The organism is Pedobacter cryoconitis (assembly GCF_001590605.1).
GTDB classification, from domain to species: domain Bacteria; phylum Bacteroidota; class Bacteroidia; order Sphingobacteriales; family Sphingobacteriaceae; genus Pedobacter; species Pedobacter cryoconitis_A.
Genome location: NZ_CP014504.1, coordinates 1,393,904 through 1,410,581, shown reverse-complemented (window position 1 = coordinate 1,410,581; position 16,678 = coordinate 1,393,904). Strand labels below are relative to the sequence as shown.

Below are 16,678 nucleotides of genomic sequence, written 5' to 3'. Positions count from 1 at the left end.
TATTTACAACAACAAACAAATATGGGTAGAAAAGGGACAGTTGGTTGTGATTTGCTTTCATCCTTTGAACTACTGATATTTACAACAACTTTATAATTATTTTATGAACTGGTTCAACGGTTGTGATTTGCTTTCATCCTTTGAACTACTGATATTTACAACAACATAAACGTATAAGAGAACTGCAGGCGCAATGTTGTGATTTGCTTTCATCCTTTGAACTACTGATATTTACAACAACATTAGAGATAAAGTAAACGAGTATTAAGAGGTTGTGATTTGCTTTCATCCTTTGAACTACTGATATTTACAACAACTGTGACGCTCTGATAGTTGCGGTCCCATTAGTTGTGATTTGCTTTCATCCTTTGAACTACTGATATTTACAACAACTGTGGATAATTTAAAATAATTTGTTAATGCGTTGTGATTTGCTTTCATCCTTTGAACTACTGATATTTACAACAACCGCAATAAACATTGCCACTAAACCCACTAGTTGTGATTTGCTTTCATCCTTTGAACTACTGATATTTACAACAACCGCTTGCGATAACTCCGTCTTTAACTGTAAGTTGTGATTTGCTTTCATCCTTTGAACTACTGATATTTACAACAACAGGGAAAGCGCAGAGCCTTCAATTCCACCAGTTGTGATTTGCTTTCATCCTTTGAACTACTGATATTTACAACAACAAAGCCATTGAGAGGCTGTAACCGCTTTGGTTGTGATTTGCTTTCATCCTTTGAACTACTGATATTTACAACAACATAGGATTCAAAATGTATGTGGATGGCGTTGTTGTGATTTGCTTTCATCCTTTGAACTACTGATATTTACAACAACAAATGCAGTAAAACAGAGGTTTCTTGACAAGTTGTGATTTGCTTTCATCCTTTGAACTACTGATATTTACAACAACATTAAGTTCCCTGATAGTACCATAAAAAACGTTGTGATTTGCTTTCATCCTTTGAACTACTGATATTTACAACAACGTAAAGGAGGTGTCAAATGGGGGCTGAAAGGTTGTGATTTGCTTTCATCCTTTGAACTACTGATATTTACAACAACGTTAAAGGAGATCATTCTTTCAATACCATGGTTGTGATTTGCTTTCATCCTTTGAACTACTGATATTTACAACAACATAAACGTATAAGAGAACTGCAGGCGCAATGTTGTGATTTGCTTTCATCCTTTGAACTACTGATATTTACAACAACTGCGATTATTTTAGCTGTTGCTGCTCTTGGGTTGTGATTTGCTTTCATCCTTTGAACTACTGATATTTACAACAACTATTCATCCGGAATGGCCTTCATGTCACGTGTTGTGATTTGCTTTCATCCTTTGAACTACTGATATTTACAACAACTATTGAATTATTTTTCTTAGGAAGAAGTTTGTTGTGATTTGCTTTCATCCTTTGAACTACTGATATTTACAACAACCAATGTCAGATTCTGAGAGTACTAATCTTAGTTGTGATTTGCTTTCATCCTTTGAACTACTGATATTTACAACAACAAAATGACCAATAATCTAGATTCATTTTTAGTTGTGATTTGCTTTCATCCTTTGAACTACTGATATTTACAACAACTACGGAGCGTAAGTTTATCGACTATTACGTGTTGTGATTTGCTTTCATCCTTTGAACTACTGATATTTACAACAACTCCTAGTATTAAGCAATTCGCTGATTCTTTGTTGTGATTTGCTTTCATCCTTTGAACTACTGATATTTACAACAACCGTTGTCATGAAAAAAGAATTGCGGGCGCGGTTGTGATTTGCTTTCATCCTTTGAACTACTGATATTTACAACAACCATGATGACCTTTCATTTTCATCAGAACATGTTGTGATTTGCTTTCATCCTTTGAACTACTGATATTTACAACAACCCCAGATATGGTAATAACCTTCAATCCGTGGTTGTGATTTGCTTTCATCCTTTGAACTACTGATATTTACAACAACTTAGAAAAAGCAATGCGCGACTATCCTGCAGTTGTGATTTGCTTTCATCCTTTGAACTACTGATATTTACAACAACTTTACTAATACTATCAATTTGACTTTTCGTGTTGTGATTTGCTTTCATCCTTTGAACTACTGATATTTACAACAACATGTTAGCGTAGCTGCAAAGGCAATGATATGTTGTGATTTGCTTTCATCCTTTGAACTACTGATATTTACAACAACTATTTCAACCAGTTCCAAAACTCGAATGAGTTGTGATTTGCTTTCATCCTTTGAACTACTGATATTTACAACAACACAACACACAAATGCAAGTTTAATGGTATAGTTGTGATTTGCTTTCATCCTTTGAACTACTGATATTTACAACAACTTTCTAAGTATCGTAAAAACTGTTTGGCGGGTTGTGATTTGCTTTCATCCTTTGAACTACTGATATTTACAACAACACAATGGTCCTGATCGATAAAAGAGATAAAGTTGTGATTTGCTTTCATCCTTTGAACTACTGATATTTACAACAACGAAGCGCAACCAACGACACTTGGTCTGTCAGTTGTGATTTGCTTTCATCCTTTGAACTACTGATATTTACAACAACGGTTTGCCGGAAAGTACTCGTAGTGCTACGTTGTGATTTGCTTTCATCCTTTGAACTACTGATATTTGCAACAACTTGATTTCGGCACCGTTTTTTAGAGCACAAGTTGTGATTTGCTTTCATCCTTTGAACTACTGATATTTACAACAACCAAAGCAAATAGATAAATATCACGGTTGGGGTTGTGATTTGCTTTCATCCTTTGAACTACTGATATTTACAACAACAGAATCGAAGGCACATTAAGAGGCAATTAGTTGTGATTTGCTTTCATCCTTTGAACTACTGATATTTACAACAACATATCATCGTAAAGGATAGCACCTGCATCGTTGTGATTTGCTTTCATCCTTTGAACTACTGATATTTACAACAACCAAGGATACAAATACTGTTCAAAGTTATGTGTTGTGATTTGCTTTCATCCTTTGAACTACTGATATTTACAACAACATAAAATAGTTTCCTAAGTTTCCAAAATGGTTGTGATTTGCTTTCATCCTTTGAACTACTGATATTTACAACAACCGGAGGTTTTCTTTAACCTTTTCCAACTTAGTTGTGATTTGCTTTCATCCTTTGAACTACTGATATTTACAACAACTGGAATGTAAGTGATGGTTACAGGGTGTTGGTTGTGATTTGCTTTCATCCTTTGAACTACTGATATTTACAACAACCTACAAATAAATCCAAGCAGTTCAATTCCGTTGTGATTTGCTTTCATCCTTTGAACTACTGATATTTACAACAACAAAGAAGGCCCTACTCACGAGATCAGGACTGTTGTGATTTGCTTTCATCCTTTGAACTACTGATATTTACAACAACGCCTACGTTGAGTATAATCAGCACGCACTGGTTGTGATTTGCTTTCATCCTTTGAACTACTGATATTTACAACAACTTCCACCGCTGCGTCACCTTCGCCGTCTTCGTTGTGATTTGCTTTCATCCTTTGAACTACTGATATTTACAACAACGGCACTCAAATACCGTTCGATAAGAAAATAGTTGTGATTTGCTTTCATCCTTTGAACTACTGATATTTACAACAACAGTCGCCTTTAGCTGTTCATGCGTTTTGGCGTTGTGATTTGCTTTCATCCTTTGAACTACTGATATTTACAACAACTCACAAGGGAATAAATGGGACGTAAACCTTGTTGTGATTTGCTTTCATCCTTTGAACTACTGATATTTACAACAACACAGTAAAATAAATAAATATAAAAAAGAAGTTGTGATTTGCTTTCATCCTTTGAACTACTGATATTTACAACAACAATTTTCCTTATCCTCCGTTGCAGTTGCCCGTTGTGATTTGCTTTCATCCTTTGAACTACTGATATTTACAACAACTGATTCGTCGGTTGTAAAGGCGAATGTATTGTTGTGATTTGCTTTCATCCTTTGAACTACTGATATTTACAACAACAAACAAATTTGGGTAGAAAAGGGGCAACTGGTTGTGATTTGCTTTCATCCTTTGAACTACTGATATTTACAACAACGCTCAGGAATTAACGAAAGATAATTTGGAAGTTGTGATTTGCTTTCATCCTTTGAACTACTGATATTTACAACAACAACCTGCCATCTTCGCTAAAGAACTGGCCGGTTGTGATTTGCTTTCATCCTTTGAACTACTGATATTTACAACAACTTTGATCTTTCAGGTATTCTGTAAATTCATGTTGTGATTTGCTTTCATCCTTTGAACTACTGATATTTACAACAACTAAACGGTGATAAAGGCAAGCAAGCAAGCGGTTGTGATTTGCTTTCATCCTTTGAACTACTGATATTTACAACAACACGAACTACAACAAACGTTTATATATCAGATAGTTACATTAATAAATAGAATTAAAAAAATCCGGACAAAAAAGCTTCCGGATTTTTATTCTATGTGTTTTTACTTTCGTAAAGTTGACATTTAAAATAATTCGAGTTGTTGAGGAGTATCCGGTAACACTTTTTCTTTCTTTCCATAAAATAACTCCATCATACCAAATTGTTTATCTGTTACTGTCATAATTCCAATATGCCCTTTTTCTGGTAACAGTCTTTTAACCCTATTAATATGTACATCTGCATTTTCTCTACTGCTGCTATGCCTCAAATAAATGGAAAACTGAAACATTGCAAAACCATCCCGTAAAATCTCTTTGCGAAATTTAGACGCAATACTTCGTTCTTTTTTAGTTTCGGTTGGCAGATCGAAAAAAACTAATACCCACAAAATTCGATATTCATTTAAACGCATCAATTAAAATCATAATTTATTAGAATCTTCTTTCTTACTCTATTGTTCAACAGAAATCGAATTTCAGTCCTCGCTTTCATCGAAGCCCGATCCCCTCTTAGTCTCGAAGTTTTTCATTATTGGATAGTTAATCCTTCTGATCGTACCTTCATAACATTTAGCTAATGAAGAAGTTGTGGTTTGTAAACCAACCAACAAAGGACTTCTATTTTTTTCAAACTGAACATCAACTGTTGCGATACCTAAAAGTTGTGTTTTAATGTCTTTACCCAACTCCAGGAAATTTTCACCCCGATCTATTATTCCTAACACAATTTCATCTACATAAGGACGATAGGGTTCCATAATATCATCAGCCAGACAATAAGCATTATATTTATTCCGATGATGAATGCCTAATGTCGGCAACAAACCAGAACAGACCAAACCACGAGCGACAATGGCACGTAGTATGGCATAGCCATAGTTCAGTAAGTTATTTGGGGGATCACCATCACGGCCTCTAAAGAAATCTATTTTTTCAGGAAAGACATTTTTCCAGTAATAAACAGCTGCTCTGCCTTCATAATTATCAGGATCACCTGAACGTACTGATTTTGCCCAATGGATCATGTTTTTACAAGGAATATCCCGGTTAAAGAGTATTGCAGCTTGATTTAAGATTTTAGCCTGAACTGTCTGTTGCCAGAGCTGCTTTTTTAAAGGCTGCGAGGCATCTATTTGATATCGAAATCTTTCACTCTGTGTATTATGTCCATCAATTGGAAGCATCATACCAGTAGGATGGCGACTTTTGTTACAGGTGATGATTGCAGCATTATTAGATAATAATGCTGCAATACAACCATGTGTTATAGTTATTTGTTGATTATCTAGTATAATTATTCCAATATCTTCTATTGGAACAAGCTTTCTCGATTCCTTTTCCCCTAGAGATTTTAAATGGGGCAAATCAATGGAAAGTTGATTCTGTTGTAAACTAAGATATGCAGGATTACTAAAGTGGAGAGTTCTTTTAATCATGAGAGGATAATTATTTACGTCCTTATACTTTGGTCTTATCTAATGCTTTTTCATCCTCAATATTCTCCAATTTTCACAATTTGTCCTATATGATTAATACGGACTTTTACAATATTACCTATTCCACCTAATCCTTCCCTTTTCCATGTAGTATTCTTTAATTTTGAATCATCTTCTACATTAGTTTCTAAATGATGTCTAAAGAAATAGTCCTTAACTGTGAATTTTTGCACTCTAAACAAATTAGGACTAATCAATTTATTATTCATTGAATCTAGTAGATCAATTTCAGTAGGATTAAAACCAGTTTGCTTATTTGGGAATATGAAATATTCATTCTGCTTCATTGTAAATAAAAATGTCCAGCCCAAATATGCTTTTAGTGTTTTATCAATAATTGGCAAGTTCTGATTTACCCTTGCAACTGCCTCAAAAAATGAAACGACATCTTCTTGTAAATTGCCTTTTTCATCTCTATAAATAGCCACATGATGATTATTGCCAGTACTTACAAAATCGACAGGAATACGTTTTTTTTCATCATCAAGGATTTCTATTCCCAAATGATTCTTTTTATAATGTAAAGCTTCTGCGTTATTGATGCCACTGATCTTAACCTTTTTAATTGAGATGCTTTTTTTTTCATTAAGCCAAATGGGATTCTTTTCTAGATCAGAAAAGGCCTCCTTGGGATTGTTATTGTGCTTAGCTAATCTTTCTTTCAAAATTCGCTTCACCCCTTCATCTAAAATTTTATCAATTACTTTAATGTCTTTGAAATTTTCAGGTGTAATATCTTTTCTGATAGAATAATCTTCTTCCAACCAGGTTAACTTTACTATTTCCGGTAAAGTTAAAGTCTTTGTATCATCTAAATAAATTGGATTTTTAGCCAACGCATTTTTCCCGGTAAAGGCTTTCTTGGCATCATTGTCATTTTCCAACAGGCGCTGTAATAAAAGCCTTTTATGAGTAGAATTTGCGACTCTTTCAATTGTCCTTTGATCAAATTTGCCCCCTATCCTTTCTTCCTTGCTTACGTAAAATTTATATTTACCATAAACAGTTTCCTTATGCAATTGACCTCTTGGTGTAAGCTCTACTTTGATTTTTTCGCCCTTTGATGATGCAGTTTTATTCTTATTTTTAGTAACTACTTTGTTTTTCGCTTTAAATGAAACAAGAACATTCTCCAAATGCTTTTTAGCTTCTTCTCTAAAGTTTGGAAGCGGTAAATGAAATTTACGTTTTTTGTTGCCTAAATCATCAATAACAAACTCAGTTTCTTTTCTTTCAATACCAATAATATTATGATGCTGTTTATGATTTTCATTCTTACGGGCATTCAGGTAATTTAAATACTGAATATGACTATGCTTAGTGAAAGCAATAGTTAAAGCGTCCATTGCGTGATGACGGTGGTCGTTTCGTTTACTCCAATCTACAATACGTTCTTTAAAACTACCATCTTTTTTCTCAACCATTTCGGTTAGACCCAATTTCTTAAACTTATCGAGATTAAGCTCCTGCATAATATTGACCAGATCCCAATCTTCACGTAGCCTATCAGTTATGCTTCCTGTCGTTGGTGTAACTATCCTACAGATTTCATAAAGCAAGTTTCTCGCTTTTTTAGCAATGTATTGGGTGTCCCTTAAGTCACGTTCTATAAATCCATCACCGATATCAGCTTCTCTCTTCAGTAGTTTTTGATATTTAGCTTTAGAGATACCTTCTTCTTTATTTTTCTTTCCTTGTTCAAAAAGAAATTCAATTCTCTGTTCAAAATCGGTTAACTTATCTTTCCCAAACCTGCTATCTATATAGTCGAAAGCTGTACTATTACCTTTATCCAGGTTATCCTTTCTGAATACGATAGTCTTGTTTGAGAAACTATCGTCAAACATTTTTGATTGCGGTATAATATGCTCAATATCTATCTGTTTGCTAAACAAAATCTCCCTGGGAATATATATATTTGTATATAGATCCTTATAGCCGTTGTTCTTTAACTCTTCGTAAAGCTTATAACGGATAATATCATTTCGGGTTGGATTCTTTACTCCAAATTCAGCTTGCAGGAGTTTGAATATTTTTTCATGGACGATTTTTGCCGCATTGATATTCAGGGTCATTTCGGCCCGCTCTTTTGCATTTTTCTTTAAGTCACGAGCAAGCTCAATCCTGATTTCATCGAACTTAAAATAACTGATAATATTTCCATCAGAATCTTTTTCACTGTTTGCTTCAATTAAACTATTAACAATGTTCACAACCTGATTAAGAATTTTTTCTACAACAGGGTTGCGCAGGCTATTTTTCTTTATAAGCTCTAATTTGTCCTTTAACGGTCTATTGGCAATTTCTTCTTTGGTTAATGATGAGGCAGAATGCCTGTATCCGGCAAGTGAAGCTGCTTTATCAAAAGTCTGCTCTCTAATATATGGATAGATTTTACGCATTGCTTTTGCACTCAAACTTCCATAATCATCAGATAAGGTAATACTCGCTAAAATTTGTGCATGCTCTTTTTTAAAACCGAATTTCTGTTTTAAAAGTTTATACAATTTTTCGTTTCCACTTGGCGAATCATCGCCCTCATAAGAATATAGTAAATGCCATAACAAATAAGATGATTGCTTTTCAAAAACTTCTCCATCTAGCTCTGCATCGAACTCTAAAATTTGAGTATCTATTTCTAAAGATTCAAAAATACGTTTAACCAGATCTTTGACTTCCGGTCCGGAAATATTTATATCATCAAGCTCCACCTCATCTTTACTTGTTTTCACATCCAACAACGCTTTCGTATCATATCCCTCTAAATCCAGAATCTTCAGATATGCATCATATAGAGCTTTATTAGTTCGATTTCCTTCGATTTCCGAATAATTAATTTCCCAATCATTTGCATCTTGACCTATCAATTCAATAATTCTTTTAGCCTTTAAGTTTCCTTTAACGTTGAGTTCATCAAACAAGGTTTGTTTCGTTTGCATATCAAAAAACATCACTTCCTGCTCTTGTTCAACTAAATTAAGTTGATCAGGCTCTTTTACTCTACGCTTTTTACTACCCTTTTTTCTGATCAAAACATTGTTTAAAACTTGCCAAATCTTAAATTCCTGAAACAAAGGTGATGATTTTGGCGCCACTTTTAAACCTATAGTCTTTTTCATTCGGCGTCCACCTTTTTCTATCTCAACCTCCTTACGTTCAAACTCACAAAAGCTTATTAATCCTTTTTGCGACTTCAATTTCCGCTGGTAGAAAATAATAATATCCCGTATTTTATTTTTCAATTCTTCTGTTAATTCGGGATGAAATTTAGCCTGTGTTTCCCAAATTATTTCAAACTCGTCAAAGTAATCCTGACGATAAAAAACCTGATTTTTTAATTTAGTATGTGGGTTTTTCTGAATTTGCTTAAATAGATACTGACCAACAGTTTGCTTGTTAAAGTACAATTCTTTGCTCCTGTCACTGATGGCCCCCAGATAACCACTGGAATTAGTTAGATTATTGTTGATTTCCGTAATCACATAGGCGACTTCCTCTTTCTGCAATTTTTTGTCAACCGAAGTACTTCGCCATTCATATGCTTTCAGTTTCTTTTCCTCTCGGGTACCTTTATTCTCTGCAGTATTAAAATCATATTTCTTCCAAAAAATAGCTGATGTAGCCCTTTGTCCTTTCCCTGCCAATTCTTTTTGAAGTTCATCAGTTAAAATCTCCGGATAAAACTGTTTTTGAAAAGTCCATATTTTATCAAATTCTGCCTGTAAATCTGAACGATAAAAATCGGGCAAGTATTTTTTACCTTCTTTTAATAATTGATAGGCCAGTTGACCTGGTGTCAAGTTCTCATCATATAATTTTTTGGCAATGGCCATGCCATCTATTGCCTGCCCTTCATCATCATTATTATTAGTTTTACGACTACTTTTATACCCTCTTTTTTTATTGATAGCCAATAGTATTCTAGCAAACTCCGCTTTTTCTACCTTTTCGCTAGCCGATTTTGCACGTAAGGCAAAAGTGGAATGAGTGGTATTTTTACCATCTTCAGCAAGAACTGTATCTTCTGTAATGATAACTGACTTAACTAAAGCATCAATCAGATTAGAGCGTCTATCCTGATAACGATCAAGTGTTCTTCTTGCGCCAGATTTTAAAGTTCTGTCAGCATTTATAGAAATTGGCTTACCCTTCTCAAAATTGGTTTGTTCATCAACACTTAATGGATTGACACGTACACCAATTCGTTCAATCGACGAATCTTTGAAGTCCTCACTTTCATTAACCTGTGCATATCCAATAGAAGTTGTGCCTAAATCAAGTCCTAAAATTTTCTTCATAATCTTGAATTAACATTTTTTAAAACTAAAAACTAAAATTTTAATAAAATACGGTTTCCCGTATACCAAGTTATAAATAATCACTATATTTGAATGAAAGCAAATCACAATAAGGATTATTCCGTTGTGAAAACATTAAGTGCCTCGTCTTACAATACGGGGCTTTTTTATTTAAAATCTACGATTAGCTACTCAAGTATTCGTTCCCACAAAGGACGTGGCGACAATGTCGGATTCCAATTTGAAAACCAATTCCTATTCTTTATATAATTCATATCTTCTTCCTGAATCAGGATCATCTATCCAAAGGAAAAGCCTACAAGGCGGTTGATTTTCTAAAATTCCTTTTTCACCCATTATTGAAATCGTATTACCAGTACCTATTTTTCATATCGGATATAGTACCGTATCCTGAAAATATTGTAATGAGTAAACAATTATTATCTCAATTTTATATTTTGAGACCGAAAATCTCTTTACAAAAGTCCCGTTTTCAGGGAGGAGATCACTTTGAATAAATTACGGTTTTCCGTAACTGAATAAACCCTGATTCAGATTATTATAATATATGATTTTGATAAAATCTCTAAACGAAATCTACTTCAATTACCAACCCCTTACCCCTACTTGATAATAATATTTATATAATTATCAGTATCCCGCTGAAGCTTATTCTGGTCTGAATAAATGGTATAAATTAAATTTCCACCATCCTCAACGGTTTTAAAGCCATTATTCTTGTACCATAAAAGCTTTTCTTCCATTTTTTTCAGATAACCATCAGAATTTGTCATACCAAAATGTTCCCAAAAATATATTTTCTGAGTCATTCTGTTCAAAATTCTAAAATCAACATACTTCTTATGACCGTCGATTGAAACAGGAAACTCATATTCAATCGTCAGGTAATTACATTTTAAAAGCTTCTCATAAATTCCTCTTTCTTGATGAGTCCTCAATAATGTTCCGTCTGAAGCAGAAACAATCAACTCATCATCTTTAAAAGTCAATTGACTACCAACAGTTTCAATTCCTTTTCCCTGCCCTGCATTTATACTGGTGTCTTTATAAAAGTGCCATTGATAATGACTATGATTTGAAGTATCAACCCTATAATTGGGAATTATTTGCTTTAAATTACCACCATCATGCTGTGCTCTTAAAAATTGATTAAACACCCTTCGATTAGTGAACACCCTTTTAAGTTCTTCATCTCTGATTATATAATCATATAAAAAGTTTGATCTGATTTCAACCGGGGTTCCTCTATCAGACATCAGTTTATCCAACTTCTCCTTAATACGTCTTAAAATTTTGAATTCCAGCGGTAACCTTCCCATAAACAAAGACTTTTGTTGAAAAATAATTTACTAAAATTACAACAAAATATGCTATTAGTATTATATTTCCACTTATCAAATATCCGCATTACTTAGCAAACCAATACTTCTTCACACGAACTTCTTCCCTATCAAATTAAAAGTATAATACTTAGTTCATCAATAGCTAGCCTCCTTACATTAACCTATTTTCCATTTTCATGATATATTTATCGATTCCCTTACCGAAACCATCTGGTATAATATCCACCGTGTGAAAACCATTTTTTTCATAAAATGCCGCGGTATGTTGTGAAGTATCAATTTTATAGATTTTTGCCGGGTATAATTTCTTTAAGAGGTCTATCCTATATTGTGTAAATAATTTACCAATTCCTTTTAGGTGATGCCAGGCATGTACCATCCCCCATGATAAGCCCGCCTCATCAGTTTTTTCATCTAAAAAGATGCCACCACAGCCGTATACATGTCCATCCTCCTGTATAACATAATAGTTATCTTCTGCATCATGATCTAAAAAGGTTTCAAATAATTGCAGTTCATCCGGAGCAAAGAATTTAGGTAAATTACTCTTAAAGATTTCGATACAGTCCGCTCTGAAAACCGGTGTGTATTTTATAATAAGCATGAGAATTATGGGCTAAATATCAAGATATAGCAAGTTTACAAGAAATTCTTAAAACTATGTCCTGAAAATTTATCACATATATTAATTAATATCCTGACAGAGAGTTTCCATCCGGTAATCTGCCAACTTGGTTAAGTTTCAAAAGCCAGGGCTATATTTAAGGTCTAGTTTGAAATCTATTTTTTTTACATACTTAAGAAATGAGTTATATCCAAAGAGCCGCCAAGGAAAATAAAAGGGCTACTGTCATGATCAATGCACCAAGTTTTAAAAACGTCCAGGCACTAACATGTTGTCCTTCACGCCGTAAGGCAACAAGCCAAAGTATAGTTGCCAGGGAGCCTGTAATGGAAAGATTGGGTCCTAAATCAACACCTATCAGGACTGCACTTTTCACCAATTCTGGGGCATTAGCGGCTTGAATAACATGACCAGCAATAAGGCCTGCAGGCAGGTTATTCAGCAGGTTACAAGAAAAAGCAACGATAACACCACTGTACCAGGCGGTGCTGGTAATTCCATGAGCTACATTAGCATTCACAAGGATATTTGTAAGTGATTGAGTTACTCCGGTTTTATTAAGCGCCTCCACAATGACAAAAAGCCCGGCAACCAGGGGAATAACTTCCCATGAAACACCTTTGATAACTATCCATGGATTTTTTCTTGCCCGGATGATGACAATTGCCGAGGTTAAAATTCCAGCAATAGCAGTAGGTAAACCTAGCTGAATATCGATTGCAGAGGATATAAGCAGAATCATCGCTGTCGCAGCAATACCAATGATTGCTGTCTTTCCACCCTGTGAAAGTGCAGGTATAACAATGTTAGTTTCGATACGCTCCTTTAAGGCATCGCGCTGTGTGAAACGTAACATAAAATAGGTCGATACGATGGCAAAGAACGATGGTAAAATGTATTGCGGCAGCCATTGCAATAATGGAGGCATATGTGCTCCATAGATCACCAGGTTAGCTGGATTAGATATAGGCAACACAAATGAGGCAGCATTGGCAATAAATGCACAGATCAGCAAATATGGCAAAGGCTTATTTACCTTCGCGGCTTTAACCGCAGCTGCAACTGCAGGTGTCAATACTACAGCCGTTGCATCATTGGATAAAAATGCAGTAACAATTATACCTACCAGGTAAATCAATAAAAATAGACGGTTAGCTGATCCTTTGGCCATTTTAGTTGCATGGGCAGCCAGCCAGTCAAACAGTTTTTCTTCACGTGCGGTTTCTGCTAATAACATCATACCAGTTAAAAACAGATAAACGTCTGTGCCTTTAATGATCCCCGACCATCCTTCAGTTGGTAAAATTAGCCTTGCAATAAGCAATAGCACTGCCCCACCTACTGCCCAGATAGCTTCTGATATTTTAAAAGGCCGGATAATAACACCTGCAATAGTTAAGAAGGAAATGATCCAAATAAAAATATGTGCCATATAGTAATTAAGGGGTTTAATTTGATTTTATTATTCCACTTTGGCTGTGGTTTCGCAGGCGGTTTTTAGCGTGGAAGAAAATACCAACCACAATAATATGGAAATGGTAGCGAAACAGCCCAAAATCAGAAATGTAGAACTATAGCCAATTCCTTGTGCGATCCATCCACCAATAGCAGGACTTAAAGAAGCTCCTAATCCCTGGACTGTCATCACAGCTCCCTGACCGATATTCACCCTACCGGTTCCATTTAAAATATGTGCAACCAATCCCGGAACAGCCACACTTTGCAGGCCGGCGCCGATACCATCCAATATTTGTACAGGATATAATCCAATGTGGCTAATTAGATGAGCAGCAATCAGGCCACGCACTGGTAATGCAATAAAAGAAATGAGCATGACTAACCAATAGCCTCTTTTTTCTGCCATTCGCATCGCAAGAATAGATACGCCGATCATGACCAGCTGTGCGATAATGATAGTCATAGCGACAAAAATAGTTGGATCACCTTGATTTTTAGTTGCAGCAGCCAATCCATATAATGGCAGCATCGCACCATTTCCCAAATGGAAACAGGCAAGTGCGGCAGCCAGTATCAACAGGGGTTTACATTGGATCAACACACTTAAGCCGCTTGCTTTAGTATCAGTTTCATTTTCATTTAATCCGCGTGCAGCACTGTCATCAATAGCTTTACCAGGAATCATTAATACAGATATGATAGAGAGCAAACCAAAAAATGCAGCCAGATAAAAGATAGCATGCATCCCAAATTTATAGCCTAAATAACCTGACAACGCTGCACCAACTACATTACCGGCATGATTATAGGCCTGATTATAACCATTCTGGCGATTAAACCCTGCTTGCTTGACTATTCCAAGGGTCATACCGATCACTGCCGGCCCTATTGCCGAGCCCGCAATAGCCGTTGCCACCTGTGAGATACTGACTATCCAGAAATTTTGCGAAAACAGAATAACGGCCGACGCTGTCACAGTAAATATCCCGGGGATAACCACGTACATGCGTTTTCGTTTTGTCGCATCAATCAATGCACCTGCTGGTGCGGTCATGAGCATACCAGCCATCCCTCCAATGGTCATTACAGAACCAATCATCCCACTTTTCCAGCCATGTGCCAAAAGGAATATTCCAAGGAAAGGGCCAATACCGGCCTGCATATCTGCCATAAAAAAATTAAGTGACTGGAGACACCTGATAATTTTAGGACTTGTTTGCGATTTGCACTGCTTGTCGTTCATATCTACCGAAGGAAACATCGCTAAACCTGATAATGTTTCATATACAATGATTTCTAATTTCGGCCATACGCATTCATAAATTAATCCAACCTCTTCCCTAACCAATTAAAAGTATAAATACCTACAACAAGGGTTAAAACACCCTTAACATCTAGCTAGATACCTCCCTGAGATTTTCAGATAAAAGAGTTTATTTTACTTTATTAATAAGACGATCCGGCCAATACTACAGCCACTTGCTAAATCAAAAAAATACATGACCAGTTACCAGAAGAAAATCGCCCCTTAAACTAAATAATCAAACCTAAATTTCAAACCATATGAAAAGAAAAATTAACCGCTGCACCACCCTGATTTTACTGCCCGCAATCGCCTTGATTGCTTACAGCTGTAATAACCAGGGCAATTCCAAAGACGGCAAACTTAAATCTGATCCAGCAGCTTTAGCAACAAATGGCGCCTTTTTAAACTATAGAGATTCAATACCTTCTAAACAGCAATACGATGGCCCCCTATTTGTGCTCAGTCACGATTATCCAACGACAGTTAAGCCCGTGATCAATCCTTCCTGGCAACAGGCTTTACACGGGCAGCCAATCTCCGATACCAATGTATTTGCTTATATGGACTCGTTAAAAAGCCATATTGCACCTAACATCATCCCATTTTTTACGGACAATAAAAAGTGGACCTCAGCTAAATACGGTTGGTTCAACGAACCCTGGCTTGGGATAGACAGGGAGGCCATATTAGGCGTCTACCTCGGAAATGGAAACCCAAAAAACATGTTCACCACACTGAAAGAAGATGAAGCCGGATATGCACTGGTCTTATATGATGCTACTGCTGCTTATACAGTCGGTCAAATCTGGGGTAAGACCGGGCAAAAAGTTAATTTACTGAATGATGCTGCTCAATTTAAAGAAGGCAGTGTAATTGTAAAGTTCGCTTTTTCAAATGTCAATTATCCGCAATGGCCTGTGATGAAAGATGCGCAAACCTTTAGTGTTTATGATACTATTCCAACAAGTGAAAATCCAAAAAAAGGATATCAGATCCGTAAGGTTAGCTTTTTTCAAATGGATGTGATTGTTAAAGATAGTAAGACATCTCCAAAAACGGGTTGGGTTTATTCCACTTTTGTATATGACAAAGATGCTAAAGGATCATTCTGGGAAAAGATGGTACCATTAGGCGCCATGTGGGGCGATGACCCTGATGTAAATAGTCCTGTTGTTCGTCCTTATCCTAAGTTGGCCGAAACGATAATCAATCCTAAAGCACCATTCTACAGTAAAGAGACCTTAGGCTGGGGAGGCAGGCTTAGTGGTCCGAATGACGGTGCGGTTGCACAAAAGGCAGTTGATTTAACGACTGGCAAAGTGTATAAAAACCTGGCTTTATCTTCTTGTATGAGCTGTCACAGCCCTGCACAGGATAATTTTGTATCATTCGTATTGCCTGGGCCCTTCCCTAAAAGTACTGACACTGCCACTTACGTTTATACACCAGGAAGTGCTAAATGGAAATTATGGTTCAGAAATAACGCTGGCAATGTGCCTTTTGATAAGGGGCAGGTCGCTATGGATTATGATATGGTCATGGCCATGAAAGCAGTTGGCAATTATGAATCCGCAAACCCATCATCGAAAAACAAACTATTAAAAGCTAATTTTGCGGCTATCAAAAAATACAGACGTCACAATACTTCAAGCAGGTTCTGGCATTAAAATTTAGCATTAAT

At 35.8% G+C, this 16,678-nt stretch carries 8 protein-coding genes and 1 CRISPR repeat array (1 of these 9 only partly in view); of the genes, 1 reads left to right on the top strand and 7 read right to left on the bottom strand.

Features of this window, described 5'->3' with window-relative positions; translation table 11 throughout:
- Positions 1-4,412: a CRISPR direct-repeat array (repeat unit 46 nt; unit sequence GTTGTGATTTGCTTTCATCCTTTGAACTACTGATATTTACAACAAC) (it extends 489 nt beyond the left edge of the window).
- Between the two features lie 121 nt (positions 4,413-4,533).
- The 7 genes from cas2 to AY601_RS05990 form a co-directional block, all read right to left on the bottom strand.
- Complete coding sequence (gene cas2, locus AY601_RS06020; protein WP_068397886.1) at positions 4,534-4,863, bottom strand: CRISPR-associated endonuclease Cas2; 330 nt, start codon at positions 4,861-4,863, stop codon at positions 4,534-4,536.
- A gap of 63 nt (positions 4,864-4,926) precedes the next feature.
- Positions 4,927-5,886 carry a type II CRISPR-associated endonuclease Cas1 gene (gene cas1 / locus AY601_RS06015; RefSeq protein WP_068397883.1) on the bottom strand — a complete coding sequence of 320 codons (960 nt, stop codon included), beginning with the start codon at positions 5,884-5,886 and terminating at the stop codon, positions 4,927-4,929.
- Positions 5,887-5,942: 56 nt separating this feature from the next.
- On the bottom strand, positions 5,943-10,244 hold the full coding sequence (gene cas9 / locus AY601_RS06010) for a type II CRISPR RNA-guided endonuclease Cas9 (RefSeq protein ID WP_068397880.1): 4,302 nt from the start codon (positions 10,242-10,244) through the stop codon (positions 5,943-5,945).
- Positions 10,245-10,867: 623 nt separating this feature from the next.
- Positions 10,868-11,584 carry a hypothetical protein gene (locus AY601_RS06005; RefSeq protein WP_068397877.1) on the bottom strand — a complete coding sequence of 239 codons (717 nt, stop codon included), beginning with the start codon at positions 11,582-11,584 and terminating at the stop codon, positions 10,868-10,870.
- A 175-nt stretch (positions 11,585-11,759) separates the two neighbouring features.
- A complete protein-coding gene (locus tag AY601_RS06000) occupies positions 11,760-12,212 on the bottom strand; it encodes a GNAT family N-acetyltransferase (protein ID WP_068397874.1) in 453 nt (150 codons plus the stop codon).
- 205 nt (positions 12,213-12,417) lie between these two features.
- The gene (locus AY601_RS05995) at positions 12,418-13,665 is read right to left on the bottom strand and encodes an arsenic transporter (RefSeq protein WP_068397871.1); all 1,248 of its coding nucleotides are present in this window, start codon (positions 13,663-13,665) and stop codon (positions 12,418-12,420) included.
- 30 nt (positions 13,666-13,695) lie between these two features.
- Complete coding sequence (locus AY601_RS05990; RefSeq protein WP_232324705.1) at positions 13,696-15,039, bottom strand: MFS transporter; 1,344 nt, start codon at positions 15,037-15,039, stop codon at positions 13,696-13,698.
- A 215-nt stretch (positions 15,040-15,254) separates the two neighbouring features.
- Between AY601_RS05990 and AY601_RS05985 the strand changes: the two genes are divergently transcribed.
- Positions 15,255-16,664: a hypothetical protein gene (locus AY601_RS05985; RefSeq protein ID WP_068397869.1), complete on the top strand. Its 1,410-nt coding sequence runs from the start codon at positions 15,255-15,257 to the stop codon at positions 16,662-16,664.
- Positions 16,665-16,678 lie beyond the last annotated feature (14 nt).